The sequence below is a fragment of the Vibrio sp. Hep-1b-8 genome (genome assembly GCF_006124995.1).
Classification (GTDB): domain Bacteria; phylum Pseudomonadota; class Gammaproteobacteria; order Enterobacterales; family Vibrionaceae; genus Vibrio.
Genome location: NZ_QEWN01000111.1, coordinates 1 through 21,211, shown reverse-complemented (window position 1 = coordinate 21,211; position 21,211 = coordinate 1). Strand labels below are relative to the sequence as shown.

17 protein-coding genes are annotated in these 21,211 nt (G+C 43.7%); 9 read left to right on the top strand and 8 right to left on the bottom strand.

From position 1 onward, the window contains the following. Nucleotides 1–14: 14 nt before the first annotated feature. Together DA100_RS13290 and DA100_RS13285 are read right to left on the bottom strand one after the other, a co-directional pair. Nucleotides 15–1,319: an insulinase family protein gene (locus tag DA100_RS13290; protein WP_171052220.1), complete on the bottom strand. Its 1,305-nt coding sequence runs from the start codon at nucleotides 1,317–1,319 to the stop codon at nucleotides 15–17. A 250-nt stretch (nucleotides 1,320–1,569) separates the two neighbouring features. After that, nucleotides 1,570–3,345 (bottom strand): EAL domain-containing protein, encoded by a 1,776-nt coding sequence (locus tag DA100_RS13285; protein WP_138972587.1) that lies wholly within the window; start codon nucleotides 3,343–3,345, stop codon nucleotides 1,570–1,572. A 384-nt stretch (nucleotides 3,346–3,729) separates the two neighbouring features. On the opposite strand from DA100_RS13285, the gene DA100_RS13280 reads away from it, so the two are divergent. After that, a complete protein-coding gene (locus DA100_RS13280) occupies nucleotides 3,730–4,620 on the top strand; it encodes a LysR family transcriptional regulator (RefSeq protein WP_138972586.1) in 891 nt (296 codons plus the stop codon). On the opposite strand, the gene DA100_RS13275 is transcribed toward DA100_RS13280, so the two are convergent. Both DA100_RS13275 and DA100_RS13270 read right to left on the bottom strand, forming a co-directional pair. Beyond that, complete coding sequence (locus tag DA100_RS13275; RefSeq protein WP_138972585.1) at nucleotides 4,601–5,233, bottom strand: response regulator transcription factor; 633 nt, start codon at nucleotides 5,231–5,233, stop codon at nucleotides 4,601–4,603. The two genes, DA100_RS13280 and DA100_RS13275, sit on opposite strands and share 20 nt — an antisense overlap. 152 nt (nucleotides 5,234–5,385) lie before the next feature. Next, nucleotides 5,386–6,171: a transporter substrate-binding domain-containing protein gene (locus DA100_RS13270; RefSeq protein ID WP_138972584.1), complete on the bottom strand. Its 786-nt coding sequence runs from the start codon at nucleotides 6,169–6,171 to the stop codon at nucleotides 5,386–5,388. A gap of 107 nt (nucleotides 6,172–6,278) precedes the next feature. Between DA100_RS13270 and DA100_RS13265 the strand changes: the two genes are divergently transcribed. Next, nucleotides 6,279–6,710 (top strand): RNA-binding S4 domain-containing protein, encoded by a 432-nt coding sequence (locus DA100_RS13265; RefSeq protein ID WP_138972583.1) that lies wholly within the window; start codon nucleotides 6,279–6,281, stop codon nucleotides 6,708–6,710. 59 nt (nucleotides 6,711–6,769) lie between these two features. Here DA100_RS13265 and DA100_RS13260 read toward each other — a convergent pair whose 3' ends face one another. Together DA100_RS13260 and DA100_RS13255 are read right to left on the bottom strand one after the other, a co-directional pair. After that, on the bottom strand, nucleotides 6,770–8,506 hold the full coding sequence (locus DA100_RS13260) for a methyl-accepting chemotaxis protein (RefSeq protein ID WP_138972582.1): 1,737 nt from the start codon (nucleotides 8,504–8,506) through the stop codon (nucleotides 6,770–6,772). A gap of 81 nt (nucleotides 8,507–8,587) precedes the next feature. Then, entirely contained in the window at nucleotides 8,588–12,544 is a 3,957-nt protein-coding gene (locus tag DA100_RS13255; protein ID WP_138972581.1) for a response regulator, read from the bottom strand. Between the two features lie 110 nt (nucleotides 12,545–12,654). Between DA100_RS13255 and DA100_RS13250 the strand changes: the two genes are divergently transcribed. The 5 genes from DA100_RS13250 (at nucleotide 12,655) to vctC (ending at nucleotide 17,565) form a co-directional block, all read left to right on the top strand. Next, nucleotides 12,655–13,749, top strand: a complete 1,095-nt coding sequence (locus DA100_RS13250) for a two-component system response regulator (RefSeq protein ID WP_138972580.1) — start codon at nucleotides 12,655–12,657, stop codon at nucleotides 13,747–13,749. A gap of 189 nt (nucleotides 13,750–13,938) precedes the next feature. Continuing rightward, nucleotides 13,939–14,850, top strand: coding sequence for a siderophore ABC transporter substrate-binding protein (locus tag DA100_RS13245; RefSeq protein WP_138972579.1), 912 nt, complete (start codon nucleotides 13,939–13,941; stop codon nucleotides 14,848–14,850). Between the two features lie 71 nt (nucleotides 14,851–14,921). Next, complete coding sequence (gene vctD / locus DA100_RS13240; RefSeq protein WP_138972578.1) at nucleotides 14,922–15,857, top strand: iron chelate uptake ABC transporter permease subunit VctD; 936 nt, start codon at nucleotides 14,922–14,924, stop codon at nucleotides 15,855–15,857. After that, nucleotides 15,850–16,800, top strand: coding sequence for an iron chelate uptake ABC transporter family permease subunit (locus tag DA100_RS13235; RefSeq protein WP_138972577.1), 951 nt, complete (start codon nucleotides 15,850–15,852; stop codon nucleotides 16,798–16,800). The genes vctD and DA100_RS13235 overlap by 8 nt, the downstream gene beginning before the upstream one ends. 9 nt (nucleotides 16,801–16,809) lie before the next feature. After that, nucleotides 16,810–17,565 (top strand): iron chelate ABC transporter ATP-binding protein VctC, encoded by a 756-nt coding sequence (gene vctC / locus DA100_RS13230; protein WP_138972576.1) that lies wholly within the window; start codon nucleotides 16,810–16,812, stop codon nucleotides 17,563–17,565. 37 nt (nucleotides 17,566–17,602) lie between these two features. Here vctC and cueR read toward each other — a convergent pair whose 3' ends face one another. After that, complete coding sequence (gene cueR / locus DA100_RS13225) at nucleotides 17,603–17,995, bottom strand: Cu(I)-responsive transcriptional regulator (protein WP_138972575.1); 393 nt, start codon at nucleotides 17,993–17,995, stop codon at nucleotides 17,603–17,605. Between the two features lie 344 nt (nucleotides 17,996–18,339). On the opposite strand from cueR, the gene DA100_RS13220 reads away from it, so the two are divergent. Together DA100_RS13220 and DA100_RS13215 are read left to right on the top strand one after the other, a co-directional pair. Next, nucleotides 18,340–19,533, top strand: coding sequence for an acetate/propionate family kinase (locus DA100_RS13220; RefSeq protein WP_138972574.1), 1,194 nt, complete (start codon nucleotides 18,340–18,342; stop codon nucleotides 19,531–19,533). A 467-nt stretch (nucleotides 19,534–20,000) separates the two neighbouring features. Beyond that, the gene (locus DA100_RS13215) at nucleotides 20,001–20,609 is read left to right on the top strand and encodes a hypothetical protein (protein WP_138972573.1); all 609 of its coding nucleotides are present in this window, start codon (nucleotides 20,001–20,003) and stop codon (nucleotides 20,607–20,609) included. Here the strand turns inward: DA100_RS13215 and DA100_RS13210 are convergent. Continuing rightward, nucleotides 20,590–21,211, bottom strand: a 622-nt coding sequence (locus DA100_RS13210; RefSeq protein ID WP_138972572.1) for an IS3 family transposase, incomplete at its 5' end; no start/stop codon positions are given. The genes DA100_RS13215 and DA100_RS13210 overlap by 20 nt on opposite strands.

The following is a 21,211-nucleotide window of genomic DNA, read 5'->3' as shown; positions in this document are numbered from 1 at the left end:
TTGGGCAATTGTGATTAAAGAATCACAGCATCATCTTGAGACCAGATTTTTGCCAGCTCTTTACTCACATCCAACTCGTTGAGATGAGCTACATGGAAGTTGAGCAGATCAAGATCGTATGACGGTGCCGTATAGACTGAGCCAGAGTTGACTGCTTCGATCAGACGATCAGCTTGTTGCGCGGTGTAATCTGCATTTTGTCGACGAGTTTGACGCTGTAGCTGTTCACGAACTTGGCTTACCACCATTTCATACTCGGTCTGAGTAAAACCACTGGCAATGGCACGTTTAATTTCTGCTTGTACGATTTGTTGTGCCTTGCTGCGTTCATTAACGTCTAGATCCGTTAATCGAATTTGAGAGAGCAGCTTATGGTTAAATACAAGCTGATTATCAACCACAACTTTGGCTAATGAGTGCTGCTGTTGCAATGCATTCTCAATACGTTGTTCAAGCAACTTATTGGCTAAGGTTGCAATCAGCATATCTTTTCTTAACGCTTTGCTGTCTGTTTGGTTATGAACCGACTTCAAGCTGCTGATTGATACTGAGGAATCATTGGCGACAGACTGAGCCGTGACTGGCGTGGCGGTAAAGGCAGCTAGAGAGTGAGTTGATGCGCTCTTGTTTGCTTTCCAGTCTGCGAAACTTTTGTCAATCAGATTCGCTGCTGAGCGAGGACTAACCGCACCAGCAATGGCCACAGTAATGTTCTGCGGTATATATTGTTGAGCTTGAAAATCATGCACTGAGGAGAGAGGGGTATCGGCCAAAGTTTCCGCATCGAGTGCTGACCAGTGCTGATCAACCGCCAACGGCTGTAACTGTTTTGCTGCGATAACTTGGTCAATATCTGTTAGCGACGATTGACCTTTTACCAGTAATTCTGAAACTTGTGATGTTTGGATCTGTGTTGTTAACCCAGAGCGAATCAGGTCAAGCGCACGACCAATGTCTGCATCGGTGCCATGAGCAAGATCTAGGCTGAATACCGTTTGCTGATAACCAGAGGTTGCAAGCCAGTCTGTACCTGAAATTGAGTTCAGTGCGGTAATTCTTGCTAGTGGGTAGTCGGCCGGCTCTTGTGCAACCCCAGATCCCACTCGTACGCGAATCGACACTTCATCGCTGGTCTTGGTGGTCGGTAGGATGATGTAACGTAGGCCGTTTTCCAGCTGCGCGACTGAAGTGCGAGCTGGTAGTTGAATATCTGTGTGCTCAAACCATAGCGCGCTATTGCTTGCAGCAGAAGCGATTGGCGAAAACATTAAAGATGCAGATAGAGCTGCACTGAACAAAGTACGAATCGAATTAGACACTTATTACTCCAGAAACAATGAATTTGATATCTCTGTGTCCTGAGAGCTCGATGTAAAAACATCGGACTCCGTGTATGTCTATCCATGAACTCGAAGCTGAGCTTCGTAACACGTCGCTGCCAGTAAATCGCGATCCAGCGAGGCAATGGAACATCTCATTATTAAAACGGTAAGATTTTCTACAACTAAAGTTGATTAGTCAAATTGAATTATGATTTGAGTGAATATATCTCATAGCTGAGACGTTCGATTAGACGGTCGTATAGTGGCTAGCGCTGGCGATAGAGAGGGGTTTTGAAAACCAATAGCCTTGTAAATAGGAAGCGCCCATATCGGTGAAGACCTTTTGCATCGCGGCATTTTCAATACCTTCTATCACGATATCGATATTGTAAGTGGTACAGAGCTTAGTGATGAAAGAGAGGTACTCAAAGGTGACGGGGTTTTCCATTGAACGCCATGCAATGGATTTATCGATTTTGATTTGCGACAGAGGCAAATCGAAAAAGCTGTTTAATGAACTATAGCCGGCGCCAAAATCATCAAGCGATAACTGAAAGCCTAAGCCATTGAGGCGATGTAGCTGGGCAATCGCACTTTTATTGTCGTCCAGTATGATGGTTTCTGTTAACTCAAGTACAATGGAGCTTGCGGAAACATTGTGTTTATCGATTAACTGTTTGAGTTCGTCTGGAAATTGCTGGCTAAGTAACTGCAAAACAGAGACATTGACGTTGACTTTAATCGACTCTGTGTGGGTCTGCTGGTATTGGTTGATGAAGCGACACGCCTCGTCAAATACCAAATAGCCCAGCTCACTAATTAAGCCTTTTCGTTCAGCCACACTAATGAACTCGTCAGGATAAATTTCACCGTGCTGGCCGCTTTTCCAGCGTACTAAGCTTTCAAAGCTTGCAACGACATTGTGTTTAGCACAAATGATCGGTTGGAATTTGACGGACAGCTTGCGCTTTTTGATTGCGTTGCCAAGTTCTTGCTCGATATAAAAATGCCGGTCAACCTGATTTTTGGTGTTTCCGGCATAAATACGAATGTAGTTGTCACGCTTAGTCGCTGCGTATTGACTGGTTTTTGCAGCAACTTTGACCAACTCATCGACGGCTAACTTATCACAAATATTGGGGTAGATGCCGATGCTAATGTCGGTCGTGTATAGGAAATCGATGGCTTTCACTGAGTCTTGATAGGCTTGACACATCCGCTGAGCAAGGTCTTTTAGCTCACTGTTGTCGTACTTACCCTGCACCAGAATGGCAAAGTCGTGTGATTGAATCCGGTATATATCGACAAATTGGTCTGGGAACTCACCTAAAATCATCGTTAAGTGAGAAAGTAGATTGCGCATTATCTGCGAACCATAAAGCGTTTGGTCTGATCGAGCATTGCCTGCTTGAATATAAACAAGGTGGTGTGACTGCGTTGTGACTCCCTTGATGTTTTCAAGGTCAAGAGCAAGCTTTTGCTCGTTGGACAGTCCTGTAGGCCCATCACGCAAGGAAGATTGCTGCACATAGGTTTCCATGAGTTTTCTGTCGGAAATGTCTTTGTGGCAACCAATCATAAAGCGATGCCCTTTTACCGTTTTGGTGATGGCGGTACCTTCCAGCCATGTGTATTGACCGTTAGTACAGCGCACTCGATATTCGACGGTGACACGAGACTCATCTTCTTGAATATGCTCGTCGACGCGTTCAGACAAGGCGACTTTGTCGAGGGGATGGACAAGATCAAGCCAAGTTTGTAGGCAGGTATGCCCTGACTCAACACCAAATCGGGCGTAAAATGATGGGTTATAGAAGCAGACATGTTCGGTATCAGACATATAGAAAATACCGTCATTCAGAACGTCTACCACATGTTGAAAATGATTATCCATCAATTCATCTAACTCGGCACCACTTAGGATGCTCGGCTGATGTGAATCTGACTCAGCCGTTTCGACACTAATCTCTGAGACAAGTGTGATTCTAGGACGCGGATTGATGCTTTTCATTGATTGTGACATTTGTGGCTTAGTTACCTATAAGACCATTGCTCGGTCAAATCTATATTCTATAAAATTTCTTTCTTACGCATATTTTCAGTAATACATGAAATTAAGATGAATCTCTAGCAGATGGCTCGCAATAATTGTCAATAGATCAAAAACGTTGGCTTGCGTTGGCAACATAACCAAAAAATAGTGACGGTTTGATTGATTGCATGCTAGTGATGACAAAGTGCAGGCTTGTTTGCTGAAAAGACCGCATTTTATTTACAAATAGGCGCTATGCAGAGAACATAAGTAGCTGTTTTTATGATTTTCCCTCGCTATACTGACGGATAAATACAATATAGAGACCTAATTGCAGTTTGGTCGAAGAGTCTGCATTGGAGCACTGGATACACTATGAAATCACAGCTTGATCTTAATCTTCTTAAAGTACTTCCGCTGCTTGATAAACACCGTCAATTGAAACCGGTTGCGAAAGAACTGGGGAAAACAGAAAGTGCGGTGAGCAAGTATTTGGCCAAACTCAGAGAGCAACTAGGCGATCCGCTGTTCGTCAGAGGGGCGTTTGAATTCGAACCGACCGAATATACAACCAATTTGCTGCCTAAAATTACCGCAGGTCTTGATATGATTGATGAGGCGGTACAGCGTGAAGAGTTTAACCCTGCCTTATATGATAAAAGTATTTCGATAGCTTTACCCAGTCTAGGCCAGTCATTAGTGGGAAAAGCCTTGTTGCTGGAGCTGATGGAAATTTTTCCCAAGGCCAAGATCAATATCACTACTTGGAATGAAACATCGATCACCGACATTCTTGATGAACGGTTGGATATCGGGGTTCAGTACTTCAACGAAGAGCTAACCAAAACGATTTTTCAGCATCACTTAGGCAAATACAAAGGGGCAATTATTTGTGCCAAGCCTTATGCCGACAGGTCATTAGAAGAAAAGCTGCGCATGCCTTATATCATGATGGAGCTGAAAGGTTGGCAAGATACCAAAGCAGTGACAAACAAAGCATTGGAAGAGCAGGGAATAGAAATCAACACCTTTGCGACGGTAGATAATATCACCTGTTTATTTGATGTTCTTGAGTGTACTGAGTGCGCAACATTACTCCCTTATACAAACCACACTCAGTTGCATGAAAAATATTGCGTCACTGCGCTCCCTGATCATTTGCAGATGAAGCATCCGCCGTCAGTGGTTGCCAATTACAAATTGGTCAACCATGGTAATCCGCTCCATCAACTCTTAGCGTCTAAGGTCAAGCAGCATCTTTTCTAGCTTCATTAAGGTCGATATGGATGTGTTGTTGAATTCGCATCAACTCTACAATGGAATCGACCTTATATTTATCTAAAATTCTTGCCTTATAAGTACTGATGGTTTTTGAGCTTAGTGACAGCATTTCAGAGATCTTCTTGTTGCTGTAGCCTTTAATCAGATAATTGAATACAACAGTTTCTCGCTTTGACAAAGTGGTATTGCGCTTCTTAAGGTTATCTGCTTTTTTGAATACAGAATGGCCACGTAATACGCTTAGCATTGCCTCTTTGAGCACTAGAGTGTTTTCTAATTTAGAGACGTAACCATTAGCCCCTAACAATTTTGCTGTTTCTGAATACATCGGATGCTTATTACTCGAAACAAATAAAATGCGTCCAGTGTATCCATATGCTCGTGCGCGTCTTACAAATTCGAATCCATCAGAGCCTTCAAGATCGACATCAAGCACCACCATATTAATGTTATGATTTCTGACCAACTGTATTGCAAACGTTGCTGAAGGTGCCTGCAAAACCTGCACATTTGGGATGGTCTCGTAAAGCAGTTGAGATAGCGCTTCGCGCATAATTGGTTGACTATCAATCACTAACGTATGAGTTGAGGACATCATTTTACTTTCTCGCTGTTATTCTAATCAATGATGCTTCCGTGCCTCCAAATCCGATGGTGCTAATGTAAGATATAACTGACGGAAAAGGGGGAAAGCGACACTTTCCAGTACGGAAAAACTGTCATGGCAGGGTTAGTTAAGTCAATTAATCGTTATAGCTCTAAATATTTTTTGAGGATCTCATCTATGGTTCCATCCTCTTTGAGATATGTGATGATGGTGTTAAGTTGTTGAATAAATTCATCTTTGTAAGGGTATTTGTCTGGCGATTGATTGGTGAATCCAACATAGCCTTGTTCACTACTCACAGAGTTACCTAATTGCATTTCCCAGGAGGAATTAATGATGCCTTCTTCACGTAACAACTTGACTTCCCAAAGAATTGACAGCCGATCGTTTAAGTAACAGTCAATACGATTCTTATACAGATTGAGGACATTGTTGCGATTGCCTTTGGCTTCGATAAGTTTAATGGTTCCTTTTTTAACCTGTTGCCAGAATTCATTTCCACCTAACGCGAAAGAATCGTTTACGCCGACGGTTAAACCAAGGTAATCATCAGGCCAGATATTGAGTTGCCGGTCTTTTACGCGATCTGGCTGACAGTAAACCACGACTTCTTCGTCAAGGATTGGGTGTGAGTAAGGAGAGATGTATAAGCGTTGATCTGGGTAGTAGTAAGGGGGAAAAAGCGCAAACCCTTCTCCGGTTTCTAACAACTTCAACCCTCTTTTCCAAGGAACGGGTGAAACTTTGATTCGATATTCCGGCATTCTCTCAAAAGCGGCTGATAGAATATCCACGTAGATTCCTCTAAGCTCACCATCGACCGAATAACTGTATGGTGGGTATGAGTCATCGCCGTAAACAGTTACGGAAGTAGGGGGATAGTATGCCCAACAGGCGTTGCTTAAAAGAGCGATTATTAGCCATCTCAAGACGACATCACCTTAGCGTTGTTCTTTCTATAGTTAACTTTAGTTTATTTATCGCCGCTGAGAGATTAGACTTTCATTTTTATTAGTGAATGACCGCAAGGTATGGTATGAGCCAGGATTACGAGCAGGGCGAAGAAATCGAAATTGAAGCGATAGGTATTGAAGTATCGTCACAGCCAATTGAGCTGTATAAAGTGTTTAAAATCGCTAACCTTGTTGGTGGCGGTGGTGAAGCAAAGCACTTGATAGCGGAAGGTTATGTTGCGGTAAATGGTGAGCTGGAAACTCGCAAACGTCGTAAGATGTATGACGGTGATTTGTTTGAATTCAATCAGGAATACTATGTCGTGATCTGTGATGCGCCTGTAACAGAACCTCAAGAGAAGCCAGCTAAGGTCGAAAAAGTGCCGCAGCCACTTAAGTCTCAGCCAAAGAGCCAGAGTAAAAAAACGCCAAAAAACAAAGATAAAGTGAAAAAGGCAGAGTCTAAACCTGCGAAAAAAAGCGGTAACGGACGTTCCTCAATCGACTTTTTTTAAGGTTTGATTGATGAGTAAAGGGCCCACAGGGCCCTTTAAAAATAGAAATCGTTGAGCAATCAAGTGCGAATATGGGCTATCACTTGATTCAGATCTTCGACGTTTTGCTGCAAGTCGACAACAATCGGTTGTAGCTGGTTGATTGCCTCGCTCATGTCAGACGAAAGGTTTTTGATGTTGGCCAAATTACCAGATATTTCACCACTGACGGCGAGTTGTTCTTCAGTGGCGGCGGCAATGGAGGTATTGAGCTTGTGTATTTCTGCCGCCGAGCCTTGAATAGTACCGAGGGCTTCATTGGCAACGCTCATGTTTGAGCGTGTCGACTGCATCTTGTCAGCACTGCTGTGAATCGTGACGGTCGACTCTTTGGCTTTCTCTTGTAGTGTTGAGATGATGCTTTCGATTTCTCCCGTCGAGTCTTGGGTTCGCTGGGCTAGGGAGCGAACTTCATCGGCAACCACTGCAAAGCCTCGTCCTTGTTCACCGGCGCGCGCCGCTTCGATTGCCGCATTGAGCGCCAGAAGGTTTGTCTGCTCGGCTATCGCCTTGATCACGTCCAGAACATTCCCGACATTATTTGACTCTTCGGCAAGTTGTTGAATGATATGTGAGGTATTAGTGAATTCTCCCTCTAGTTGAGTGAATTCATTGGATGTCTTATCAAACACTTCTTTACTCGTCGATGCTTCTTTTTCCGCGCTCCCTGCATACTGTTCGGCCATATTGGTGCTCTCGGCAACATTGGATAACGCCGTGGTCATCTCTTCCATGGCTGTCGCCGCGATCTCCATTTCTTGGTTCTGTTGGCCTGCCATATCAATGTTGCGTTGAGTGATGGATTGAATCGACTGCGAAATGGTCGAAATAGTGGCGTTAACTTGATTGATTTTGCTGATGGTTTTCGCGTAGCTCTCTAGGACTTTGTTAATCGTGTTCCCAATGATGCCGAGTTCGTTATTGCTCTTATCGTCGACACGAAGGGTGAGATCAGAGTTGGTATCGACTTGTTTCAATAAGGTCGCCATTTGGTCTATCGGTTTTACCACGCGGCGATTGACCAATACATAGCCAATCATTGCGATAACAAATACAGCGATCAATGAAATATTACCTATCAAAACGGTGGTTTGAACTTCTTGAGCTGCCATCTCAAACTGTCGATTGGTTCGCGCTTCGAGTTCTTGAAAAAACGTATCGATAGGTGCCATGATCTTGGCTTTCTCTTGATGATATTCCTTACTATGCAAAAGTGCCGCGGCCATTGCTAAGTCGGGTTCTCCCTTTTGGGTATAGTTGCCTGAGCTATCCGGATATAGCCCTTTAACCGCGTTCATCGCTTTGACTTCCATGTTGACCAGAGCATCTGAGTTTTGCTGTGCTTGTTTTAACAACTTGAATTCAGATTGGGTGAAGCCTAGATTTTCCATCATCTGTTGCAGAGATATTCTCTGGCCGTCAGGTTTTGGTTTCTGTCCATAGTTCAACACTAAGTCCCAATAGATTGTGTGATAATTTTCTGGGCGTGGTTTTTGGCCGTTGCGGATAGCCAGAATGTCCATATACATTTTTTCGTAGGCATCATCAGCAGTTAGGACATAGGTGCGGCCTAAACGAGTTAAGTCATCAGAGCTTTGACGTAATTCATCAGCAGCTTGATAGGACTGGTAACGAACTTGTGCCATATCATCCACTTTCTGCAATAGGCCGTTAAGCTGAAAAACGGTGATGACACTGATGATAATGCCTAAGGCGATGACCCCAAACACCAGCTTCATTGTATTGTTAATGTTCATTGTATTGATCCCTTTTTTACGATGAATCAACTGACGTTGTTTTATAACTTAAGGTTACTGCTCTTTACCTGTCATTATTTGTTATGGTTTAGGGAACTGGTCAAGCAGCTGTTTGGCGAATTCAAATTCAAATCCTTCAATAGCATCAATGAATTGAAGCTTCTGCTCTTTGGTCCAAATCCCGAATTGCTGGGTATCTTGAACTATGCTCAGCGCCTCAACATCATACGCTTCCACTAAGCTGACCAAACGTTGGTAGAGTTCGATTGGATCGGTCTCTGTTTTCACCTCGCTTGGTGTCCGATTTGCATGCCACTGTGCCAATTCAGCGTTTAGCTTTTTAATCAACTCTGCGCACACTTTCAGCTCGCCCAGTGCAGACTTATCTTGTTCTCGGATGCGGCGTTCCATATTAGCCGCAAGTTGAGAGACAAGTTTGACTCCTAAGTTAGCCGAAGATCCTTTTAGCGAGTGGGCCATTCGAGCCGCCATGTCCCAATCTTCTTTGTCAATGACTTCTTTAAAGATAGATAACTCTGTGTTTTGCATCTCTAAGAATCGACCTAAAATGTTCAAATAACTCTCTTTGTCACCGCCAATATCATAAATGGCTTGCTCAACGTTGATGCCCGATAGGCTAGGCAGTTCAGAATCAACGGCGGGAGAGACGTTTTTTTCTTCTTGTAACAATTCATCGTTCGGTTGCTGTGATGACAGATATTGAACCAGAGCTTGATAAAGGTTGTGCACATTGATAGGTTTAGCTAGATGAGAGTTCATGCCTGCATCTATACAGCGTCTAACATCACTCTGCATGGCATTGGCGGTCATGGCGATAATGGGGAGATTTTGCCATTTTGGATTGCGTCTGATCTGTTCAGTGGCAGAGATACCATCTAAGACCGGCATCTGCATGTCCATAAGAACCAAGTCCACCGCTTTTTGTTCAAGAATGTCGATCGCTTGTTGACCATTTTCAGCGGTCACTACACTGAGATTCGTACCGTTGAGTAGACCTAAAGCCACTTCTTGATTTACCTCGTTATCCTCAACTAATAGCACGGTTTGTCCATCAAATACGGGCTTTTCGAGTTGATTAGCATGATGGTTGCGAGTGGCTTGTTCAATGCCAAAACTGTTCATGATTGCATCGAGAAGGTTGGAAGGATTGACGGGTTTTACAATCAGAGAATCAATAAGTTTTGACGTCGTTTGGTCTAACGAAATTTCACGACCGTAAGCGGTGACGAGGAAACGTTTTGAACGTTCGAGTAGCCGTTCTTTTTGCGCAGTTTGTAGAAGTTCAACGCCATTTAAACCAGGCATGTTCCAGTCAACGAATAGTAGGTCAAATTGGCTTTGTCGCATTTCATCAAGCGCTTCAAAACCGTTACTTACCGCTTTGGCTTCGAAGTGCATCGCACTTAGCAAGGTGACTAAAATATTTCGGGCGGAGTCGTTATCATCAACTACTAAGGCTCGCTTACCAGCCAGTCCGGCGATAGGCTTGGATATATCACGCATTTTGGCCTCTTGCAGGCCACATGTGATGGTAAATGCGAACGTTGAGCCAACACTTGGAGTACTGCTGACACTCAATTGCCCACCCATCAACTCAACCAGTTGTTTGCTGATACTGAGTCCCAGACCTGTCCCGCCAAACTGCCGAGTGATGCTGCTATCCGCCTGAGAAAACGCATCAAATAGATGGTTAATTTTATCTTTGTCGATGCCAATGCCAGTATCCTTGACCACAAAATGAAGAACCACCTCGCGTTCGGTGACTAATTCACGACGTACAGACACAACCACTTCGCCTTGTTCGGTAAATTTAACGGCGTTGCCACACAGGTTTACCAGCACTTGTCCTATTCGGAGTGGGTCGCCAATCAAACCAACGGGAACTTGAGGGTCAATATCGAGTAGAAATTCGATTTTTTTCTCTTGTGCTTTAAACGATATAACATTGATCAGGTTTTCAAATACCTCATCCAAACTAAAGTCGATGGCCTCTATGTTCAATTTACCCACTTCTATTTTCGAGAAGTCGAGGATGTCATTAACTATGCCAATCAGGTTTTTTGCAGATTCATTGATGCGAGTTAAATATTTCTGTTGGGCGGGATCGAGTTCAGTATTCAGTGCAAGGTGAACCATACCCAAAATACCGTTCATTGGTGTACGTATCTCGTGGCTCATATTCGCTAAAAACTCACCTTTAGCACGGCTCATCGCATCGGCAGTCTCTTTAGCGTCACGGAGTTCGGTTTCCATCTGCTTACGTTCAGTTAGGTCAAGTAAGATGCCGACAATTCCGGACACCTTGCCTTGGCTATTACTGAACGACGCTTCGCACACGAGCATGTCGCGTTCCTGTTGGTGTTTGTCGAGTAGAGATAACTCGTAGTTTCTACTTCCTTGCTGGAGAAATAACTCCTGATGCGTATCGTTAAAGCACCGCGAGGCATCTTGTTGGCTAAATACTTCTAAGGGGGTTTTGCCAACAATATCTTGCATTGGCAAGCCACATAACTCGCTGAACTTGGCGTTGACGGTCAGGTATTTGCCTTGTGGAGACAGGCAGTACATCGGGTTGGGGGTCGCATTTAAGATCTCTTGGTTGAGCTGAGATTGTTCCAGTACTTTTTGTTCGGCTTTTCTCTGTAGTTCGATGTTTTGGCTCAGTTGGATGCTGACGGCCAAATCATCGAGCATTTGAGTCAGCCACCGATACTGGATTTCATTTAATTCACTGATGGTACCGACTTCGAGTAAGGCGACAGGTTGTTCGTTAACACAAAGAGGGAAGTAGTAGAGTTCATTGAGTTCTAGGCTGCCACCGCTGACTGGCATGGTGTATTTGCCCGCCAGCGCTGTCATGCTGTAGGGCTTACCGGAAAGAAGAACGCTTAACTCCGTAGAACTGGTGTCTGAAATATGGCTCGCTTGTGTTCCATCGTAGCCAGCACCTGCCACTCGAACTAATTGATTATCTCGATACAAGGAGAGACCGATTTGTTGTATTGGAAATTGATGGAGAAGAAACTGGGTCACTTCTTGGCATAGGTCGAGTGTCGATTGACTGGTTCTCAGGACAATATTGAAGTCTTTGAATAGCGTATTTTGATTGAGTTGCTCTGTTATATGATGAAAAACGACGTTCAGACTATCGATGAAATGTTGCAGTTCCGCATAGGCTTTTTGAGTAATAGTAAAGGCATAGTTTTTCTCTTTGACTTGATGAACCACCGTTTTTAATAAACGACTGACAGGGCTAATGTAGAGGTGCCACAGCAAAGCGAATGAAAGAGCGATTGACGCCAGCAATATGGTCATTAATGTGAGATACATATTCCGGTATTCGAGTGCTTTTCGGTCGAAGTTATTGATACTGTTTTCAATTCGATAAACGATCGCTTTGTGAGCAGAACCTACGGCTCGCATGATTTTGGCTTTTTCGGCAAAGTATTTTTTGCTGTACAGCAGTGACTGTGCGTATTGAAGATCGGGTACACCGGTGTCTATTTCTTGCCCTTGTTCGAGTATTTTTATCCCTTTAACCGCTAGAAAGGCTTCACGCTCAAGATTGACTAAGCCATCTGACAGCAAGAGAGCGCTTTTGAGTTCAAGAAATTCAGCCTCAGTGATGCCAGAATCTTTCAATCTGGTGAGCTGTGGAGTACTTTGCCCATCAATGGTTGAGGGGAACGACTCGGTTGAATTTGCTACTAAGTCCCAGTATTCATATTCATTGCCTATCGGCAGCGCCGCTTCGCCATTGCGCACGGCAAGGACTTGATTAAACATTTCTTCCCAACGCTCATCACCTGTCACTGCGTACGCTCTGGCAAATTTTGTAAGGTGATCTGAGCTTTGTTTGAGTTCTTGTGAAAGTCGGTAGAAGCGATGTAAGTCATTTAGATAGGTGTGACTTTGTAAACGCAGTTCTGAAACTTTATCCGCAACCACAGACATGGTCACAGCGCAGGCTCCCATTATTAGGAAGAGCAGCATAAATAGTGTGCGAATTGAACGCATTGATTTCCTCCCTGAGTAGATAGCAGTGCAAGTAACAACGACTTGTCTATAGTTATTTATAAGCTTACCTATTGTTATTCTAGTCTACAAAATGTTTTGGGAAATTTCGTATGGCCATTGAAAACCTGAGTGACTGCACAGTACTGATCGTTGATGACTGTGCTGACAACCTAGCGTTTATGGCTCAAGGGTTGAAAGGGAGTTACCATGTAAAAGCGGCCAAGAGTGGGGAGATGGCGCTTAATATCGTTGAGAATTTCGCTATCGATCTGGTTTTACTCGATATCGTTATGCCAAATATTACTGGATATGACGTTATCCGAGCGATCACCAGTAATCACAGTACACGTCATATTCCAGTGATATTTCTTACAGGAAAAAGCTCTCCTGAAGATGAAAAACTAGGATTTGAACTTGGGGCGGCTGACTACATTCATAAGCCCGTCAGCATACCTTTATTGCGCTCACGGGTGAGAACTCATCTGCAAAATAAGCGCTCAAAAGATATTCTCCTCAGCCAAAATGGGTACCTAGAGAAAGAAGTCCTCAAGCGCTCCTATGAACTTGACAGAATGCAGGATGCGGTCGTTTTTGCCCTCGCAAGCCTCGCTGAAACTCGAGATCCTGAAACAGGCAATCATATTTTGCGTACCCAGCACTACGTAAAGCTCCTAGCTGAAAAACTCGCTGAGAAATCTCAGTACAGTGAATGGCTGACACCTAAGGTGATTGATACCTATTTCAAGGCAGCACCACTTCACGATATTGGCAAGGTAGGAATTGTCGATTCGATTTTACTCAAACCGGGAAAACTGACCGATGAAGAGTTCGAAATCATGAAAGGGCATACGACACTGGGATTGATAGCTTTGGAGAAGGCAGAGCAGTTGTCAGGTGCCCGCAATGATTTGATCACGGTAGCCAAAGAGATCGCCTATGGTCATCACGAAAAGTGGGATGGTTCAGGGTACCCAAATCACTATAGTGGTGAACAAATTCCACTCAGCGCTCGTTTGATGGCGCTAGCAGATGTCTATGATGCGTTGAGATGTCGGCGTGTATATAAAGAGCCAATGACTCATCAAGACGCCAAAAATATCATCATGCAGGGGGTAGGGAGTCATTTTGACCCCCAGGTGATTGATGCCTTTATAGAGCAAGAAGATCGATTTATAAAAATCGCCCAAGAATTTGGCGATGGGTAACCCGTCCCTGAGTCAACAGGACGAGTTTGATACTTTAGCGTCGAGTTTGTGGGATTCACTGATCAGCCTGACTTTTCTATCAGCGTGCAAGCTTACAATTCTTTGATAAATGTAAAAAACGTAAATCAGAGGTACATGGTTACAAATCTAAATGATAATGTATTGCATTTGTAATTATGGAGTCTAACAATGAAATTGTCTGCCGTTGCGCTGCTAGCCAGTCTAACTGTATTTGGTGCCAGTGCGAAAATGGTCGAGGTACAACACGCTCAAGGTATAACCAAGCTTGAATCTAATCCTGAGCGAGTGGTGGTGATCGGTCTTGGCGCACTTGATACAGTTAAAGCACTGGGCGTTGAACCTGTGGCACTGTCTACGGTAAGTATGTTCCCTGATTACCTTGCTGAATATCGAGATTATCAATTTGTGTCAGCGGGCAGTCTTCACGAGCCAAACTTTGAAGTGATATATACCCAGAAACCCGATCTCATTATTGTGGGTTCACGTGCAGCACCAAAGTACAAAGAGCTATCAGAAATTGCGCCGACTATTGTTTACGATATCGATTCAAAGCAGGGGTACTGGGCGAGTACCAAACAGCAGTGGCGTAATCTAGCAAAAGTTTTTGATAAACAAGAGATTATTGAAAGCAAAATTGAACAAGTTGAACAACAGATCAACCACATTCGTACGGCTAACCAAAGCAAACAACTTGACGCGCTGACAGTGATGAGTGCTGGTGGCAATATTACAACCTTTGGTTTTCAGTCTCGATTCTCGGCTATCTATAGTGACTTCGGATTCAAAGAGACCGTTGAAGGAATTAAAGAAAGCCGCCACGGAGACTTGGTGTCTTACGAATTTATCAGCCAAAAGAATCCCTCCACATTGTTAGTAGTTGATAAAGATCTACTGATCAACAAAGGCAAGGGCAGTACCGTTCAACGAGATTTTGAAAATGAACTCGTGAAATCGACACAAGCTTACCAGCAAAAACGGTTGGCTTACTTAGACATTAATGCGTGGTATTTATCTGTTGCGGGTATCCGAGCAACTGAGCAAATGATCGCTGACGTTACGTCTGTATCAGCAGCAAACTAATCACCAAAAACTATAACTATTAATCAGCCTCGGGCGTCGTCGCCTGAGGTTTTGTGCTGATGAGGCCAAAAGTGAAAAAGATATTGCTGATACTGATTGTTTTAGGTATCGCGTCACTATTTGTTGGGGTTGGGAAACTGACCCCTTCTTTGTTGTTTGCTGGAGATAGTCAAAGCTGGCAATTGTTAATAACCAGCCGTATTCCACGTTTGATGGCTGTATTGCTTGCTGGAGCAGGGCTTAGTATTGCTGGATTGATCATGCAGCAAATTAGCCAGAATAGATTTGCTTCACCTTCAACCTCGGGAACGGTCGAGTGTGCAATGCTCGGCTACATGTTGAGTCTGGTTTTATTTGGTAACGGGCAACAGTTATGGCTGATTTTCGCGGTCTCGATGGCAGGAACCTTGTTGTTTGTTCAGTTTATTAATCGAGTGCAATTTAAGAACGCCATATTTGTCCCGTTAATAGGTCTCATTTTTGGTAACGTGATCAATTCACTGGCAACGTTTATCGCCTACAAATACGACGCCTTACAAAACCTTTCTAGCTGGACTATCGCCAATTTTGCCAATTTGCTCCAAGGTGACTTTGAGCTCCTTTATATCGCCATACCTGTGGCTATTCTCAGCTATCTATATGCGACACGAATCTCCGCGGTTGGACTTGGTAAGGATTTTGCGACCAATTTAGGCCTCAATTATCAGCAAGTTTTGGTGTTAGGCGTTCTGCTTGTTTCGGTAATGTCGGCAACGGTTGTGATGATCGTCGGTATGTTGCCATTCTTAGGTTTGATTGTGCCTAACTTGGTGAGCCAATTCTGTGGGGATAACCTGCGTAAGAATATTCCAATTACCGCGTTGCTTGGCGCATTAATCGTCCTTTGCTGCGATTTAGCAGGACGACTGATCATTTTCCCTTATGAAATTCCTATTTCGACCATCATCAGCATTCTTGGTGGCTCAGTGTTTATTTACTTTATTCTTAAGGGGCAAAAAAATGCGTGATAGCTATAAGTTAATTGCTGTTGCGTTTAGCTGCATCTTGCTGTGTGCGATGTTTATTAGCATCGGGCTTACCAGTGATAACTATCAATACTTTTTGTCTCGTCGAATCCCTAAAGTGCTGGCAATGGTGGCGGCTGGGATAGCCATTGGTCAATCGGCATTGGTATTTCAAACTATCACTCACAACCGTATTTTGACACCAAGTATTATGGGGTTTGATTCCCTTTATATGTTTACTCAGGTATTGGTGGTGGTGATATTTGGTGGCATGAGTAGCATTGCTCTCAACGCATACATCAACTTTAGCCTGTCGGTATTAGTGATGATGGGCTTTTCTTTGCTCTTATTTACGTTCTATTTTAAGGGCAAGAGCCACAATCTAATGGTGCTTCTGCTACTTGGCGTGATACTTGGTCAATTGTTTAGCAGCATTTCTTCATTCTTTACCATGCTTATGGATCCGAATGACTTCGCCAGTGTGCAAGCCAATATGTTCGCCAGCTTCAACAACATTAAAGTTGAATTGGTGTACTACTGCTTGCCACTACTCACGGTGATCAGTATTGCGCTCTATCGGCTTAGTCGTGTGTTAGATGTGCTCTGGCTTGATAGAGATAACGCCACTAGCCTAGGTGTCGATGTTAAGCGAGTTACTATGCAAGTTCTCGTTTTAAGTGCAGCGTTGATAGCAATATCGACGGCATTGATTGGTCCTATTATGTTCTTTGGTCTGCTGGTGACCAATTTAGCAAGAGAACTGTTTTCTTCTTACCAGCACAAGATACTCATTTGTGGCGTGTCTTTGCTATCTATCGCTCTACTACTTAGTGGTCAGTGGATTGTTGAGAACCTATTTGATTTCTCAACCACGATTAGCGTGGTGATCAACTTTGTCGGCGGTATCTATTTTTTAACCATGTTGCTGCGCAACAAGATTGTTTAGGTCTTCCCTATGATTTCATTAAAAAGTCTTACCAAAATGTTTGGCCAGTTCACAGTCGTTGATAGCGCCAGTGCTGACTTTGATAAAGGGCAAGTAACATCAATCATTGGCCCCAACGGTGCAGGGAAAAGCACCTTGTTATCTATGGCGAGTCGTTTAGTGCCGAAAGATCAGGGTCATGTCATGATTGATGGTAAAGAGGTCAGCGAATGGGACTGTCGGGAGCTTGCAAAGAGGCTAGCAGTGCTGCGCCAGTCGAATAACATAACCATGCGCTTTACCGTAAGAGAAATGGTTTCATTTGGTCGTTTTCCTTACACTCAAGGTAAACTAAATCAGGATGACGCGTTGATTATCGACAAAGCGATCGAGTATCTCGACTTAAGCGACATTCAGCATAAGTATCTGGATGAACTGAGTGGTGGGCAACGCCAATTGTCATTTATTGCGATGGTCATGGCACAGGATACGGACTATGTTTTCCTGGATGAACCACTCAACAATTTGGACATCAAGCATTCATTACAAATCATGAAGAACATCAGACGACTGGCTTATGAAATGAACAAGGCGGTAGTTGTTGTGATTCATGACATTAACTTTGCCGCGTGCTACTCAGACATCATCATCGCTCTCAAGAAAGGGCGAATTGTCGCTCAGGGGAGTGTGGAGCAAGTGATTCAGGCCGAGATCTTAGAAAGTATTTACGAAACACCGTTTAACATCGTTGAAGTTGGCGGTAAACGTATGTGTGCCTACTATTAAGCCCAATCAATGTTGAATAAGCCTCGTGTTACGAGGTTTATTCAGCTTTGGTGAGATCTTCGATAATAGGGCAACTACTGCCTGAGTCGCCTGGACATGCAGACACCCACTTTTTAAGTTGACGTTCGATCTCTTGGAGTTCACGAATCTTGATTTCCACTTCGTGCAGTTTTTCTTTCGCTTTTGCCTTCACTTCGCTGCTTTTGCGATTGGAGTTGTGCGCTAACTGAACCAACTCCTTGCATTCAATCAAAGAAAATCCAGCGTTTTTCGCTCTAGAAATCAGATTGAGTTCCTGAATATGCTGATCTGAATACTCACGATAGCCAGACTCGCTTCTGTGTGGAGCAGTGATGAGCCCTTTATCTTCATAGAGACGAATGGATTTGCTTGATAATCCGGTTAGCTTTGATACAGCACCAATATTCATTGTGTTCCCTTAGTGAGTTAGGCACGGCTAATTCTACTTTGATCCTGTTTTACTATGTTTGTTCGTCAAAGGCTAGCCAACAGCAACAAGTGGCCTGAGATATACGTGGCAATCGATACCGTAAAACAGAGCGGGATGACGAATAATTATCCCAAAATGACAAAAAACACATTAATTTTTGATCTCAAATTAAATAGCCATTTGCGATAGATCAACAAAAGTTTGTTTGTTTTGTTGAATAAGTATAAATAAAGTTGAAACATTCAAAAAATATTGAATAATAGAACCCACAAAACTATAGAAGTGTGACGCTTCATCAATCAGTCTGAAACAGGAACATATCCATGTCGAACACATTTGTGCTGGTCATTAACTCAGGTAGCTCTTCATTAAAATTTGCCGTTATCGACTCTCTGTCGGGTGAAGCAATTGTTAGCGGTCTGGGCGAGTGCTTTGGCTTGCCGGAAGCTGTAATCAGCTGGAAGTACAATGGCGAAAAAACCGAAGAAGCCATAGATGCACCGGACAACCACCACCAACACGCGATTAATCGTATCGTTGCTCTAATAGATACATTAGGGTTCAGCAATGATTTAGTGGCCGTTGGCCACCGTATTGTGCACGGCGGCGAAAAATTCACTTCGACAGTACGTATTGATGACGAAGTTCTAGCAGAAATTGAAAGCCTGTCAGACCTAGCTCCGCTCCACAACCCAGCTGGCGCGCTTGGAATCGAAGCATCTATGAAAGCTTTCCCAAGCTTGCCACAGTTTGCTGTGTTTGATACGGCTTTCCACCAAACAATGCCACAGAAAGCGTTCACTGGCGCAATCTCTAACGAGCTATACAAAGAGTACGGTATTCGTCGTTACGGATTCCACGGTACGAGCCATTACTTCGTTAGCCGCGAAGCAGCTAAGATGCTTAACAAACCAGTGGAACAAGCAAGCTTTATCTCTGTTCACTTAGGTAATGGTGCGTCTGTATGTGCGATTGAAAATGGTCAATCAGTGGATACATCAATGGGCTTTACACCGCTAGCAGGCTTAATGATGGGCACACGTTCAGGTGACCTTGACCCAGGTATCATTGAGTTCCTAATGAAGAAGGGCTGGAGCCAAGAGAAAGTATTCGAAACTCTGAACAAAAAATCAGGTTTCCTAGGTGTCTCTGGCCTGACATCCGATGCACGTGGCATTTTAGAAGCAATGGAAAACGGTCACGAAGGTGCCAAGCTTGCGTTTGAAGTATTTACCTACCGCGTAGCAAAATACATTGGTTCATACTTGATCCCGCTTAACCACTTAGATGCAATTATCTTTACTGGTGGCATTGGTGAGAACTCTCTTCCTATTCGCCGTGAGATTCTGAAAAACCTAAACCTACTTGGTTTTATCGAAGACGAGAAGGGTAACGAAGACGCACGCTTTGGTGCAGCAGGCATTATTGCTAAGTCAGAGATACTAAACGCAGTGGCTATGGTTATCCCAACCAACGAAGAATTTGTGATTGCCCAGCAGTCTGTTGAATTGCTTTAATTGCATTTAAAATCAAATAGATAGAAGCGAGCTTTGTGCTCGCTTTTTTTGTGCTCATATGTTGGATAGGCCATCGCTAGCAGCGCCTGACGGCACCTCCATTACTCGCTCTATTGACTTCTGTAGTTCATTTTTGTGCCCTTAAGTCTGCAAGGTTCGTGTTGACTTGTTTTTGCCCCTTTTTCATTTAGAGTTGTTGCTCATAACAATTCTAATCCTGCTCGTTTGACCAAATTTATCTAATACCCTTAATATGCGCATATCTATATGCCATTAGTGGCACCCAATCAACCTTTTGACCTATCTTCGCTATTACTGCTAAAAAGGTAAGTCGTGAGAGATAGGTGGGGTGAAGTGAGTATGTGGCACTATAAAGAGTAGTAATTTAAGTACGGTAAACTCGAAGTGAACCTTGGGGTCATACCAATTTAACTTATAACAATGTCTGCAAACCCAAAGGTAGCAAGGTGATACAAGATTTCAATACATTGTCCTCAGACTTTAGGCTTTATGATTTGTTTGGAGATGCTAGCAACTCTAGTGTTACCCAAATTTGGGTTTTAGAGATCGAACGCGAAAATGCTAGCGAGCTTCGGTTTCTTTACGGCAGAACATTGCCCGGAACCTTCCAGTCAAATGAATGGAACGGCAAGAATACCAAGATGACACCATTGTATGAAAAATGTTCTGTCAGAATTCATACGTTGACATTGCATACATCAGCCGAAAAGCTCAAGGTATTCCTCCAAAGCTTCATCGACGGCTTCTCTCTTCATGAGGCGAGTCAACATGCAGCTCTCACACTAAGTGATAAGCTGAACGCCAAGATCGGTTCAGTCATCTTCGGCACCAACCCTTGCGTGCGCCCAGTAATGCATCTGCCAACACGAGATGACTTTCCTTTGCAAACCAAACGCCTAAGCCCTACCAGCTATGCGAGCGTCGACAGCTGTGCTGTTTTTCCAGAAGAAAAGCCCAGCATTTTCACTGTCCCCGAAGGAAAAGATCGTCAGGTTGCCGAGACAGTTTGCAATGCACTGTGTAAACCTCCCCTAATTAGTTGCGCCCATAATTAGAGGTTTCGGTTTGTTCATTCTTCATTAAATATTCCCATGGTGTCATATCGTTGAGGGCATCATGGGGACGTTCTTCGTTGTATTCTCGTATCCAGTTTTCTGTTAGCTCACGCACTTCATTCAAGGTTCTGAACACATACATATCGAGGATCTCTGTGCGATACGTACGGTTAAATCGTTCGACATAGGAGTTCTGAGTCGGTTTGCCTGGCTGGATAAATTCCAGCTTGATATCATGCTCCTCAGCCCAAGTCGCAAGCGTCACAGAGATGAACTCTGGGCCATTATCCATTCGCAACTTTTCTGGATAACCTCGCCATGCAATGATTCGTTCAAGCACTCGAACCACTCGTTGCGCTGGGAGGCTTAAATCCACTTCGATAGCGAGTGCTTCACGATTGAAGTCATCCACTACGTTGAAGGTTCTAAATCGACGTCCGCACTGTAAGCTGTCACTCATAAAGTCAATCGACCAACACTGGTTAGCTACCATAGGCACATTAAGCGGCTCAGGCGAACGAGTTGGTAAGCGTTTTTTCGCTTTACGACGCCTATTGAGTTTGAGTTCGCAGTAAATCCGATATATCCGTTTATGATTCCAG

Coding starts and splice junctions, on each gene's coding strand:
- DA100_RS13285 (WP_138972587.1), bottom strand. CDS start 3,345: ATGTCACAATCAATGAAAAGCATCAATCCGCGTCCTAGAATCACACTT.
- DA100_RS13280 (WP_138972586.1), top strand. CDS start 3,730: ATGAAATCACAGCTTGATCTTAATCTTCTTAAAGTACTTCCGCTGCTT.
- DA100_RS13275 (WP_138972585.1), bottom strand. CDS start 5,233: ATGATGTCCTCAACTCATACGTTAGTGATTGATAGTCAACCAATTATG.
- DA100_RS13265 (WP_138972583.1), top strand. CDS start 6,279: ATGAGCCAGGATTACGAGCAGGGCGAAGAAATCGAAATTGAAGCGATA.
- DA100_RS13260 (WP_138972582.1), bottom strand. CDS start 8,506: ATGAACATTAACAATACAATGAAGCTGGTGTTTGGGGTCATCGCCTTA.
- DA100_RS13255 (WP_138972581.1), bottom strand. CDS start 12,544: ATGCGTTCAATTCGCACACTATTTATGCTGCTCTTCCTAATAATGGGA.
- DA100_RS13250 (WP_138972580.1), top strand. CDS start 12,655: ATGGCCATTGAAAACCTGAGTGACTGCACAGTACTGATCGTTGATGAC.
- DA100_RS13245 (WP_138972579.1), top strand. CDS start 13,939: ATGAAATTGTCTGCCGTTGCGCTGCTAGCCAGTCTAACTGTATTTGGT.
- DA100_RS13235 (WP_138972577.1), top strand. CDS start 15,850: ATGCGTGATAGCTATAAGTTAATTGCTGTTGCGTTTAGCTGCATCTTG.
- vctC (WP_138972576.1), top strand. CDS start 16,810: ATGATTTCATTAAAAAGTCTTACCAAAATGTTTGGCCAGTTCACAGTC.
- cueR (WP_138972575.1), bottom strand. CDS start 17,995: ATGAATATTGGTGCTGTATCAAAGCTAACCGGATTATCAAGCAAATCC.
- DA100_RS13220 (WP_138972574.1), top strand. CDS start 18,340: ATGTCGAACACATTTGTGCTGGTCATTAACTCAGGTAGCTCTTCATTA.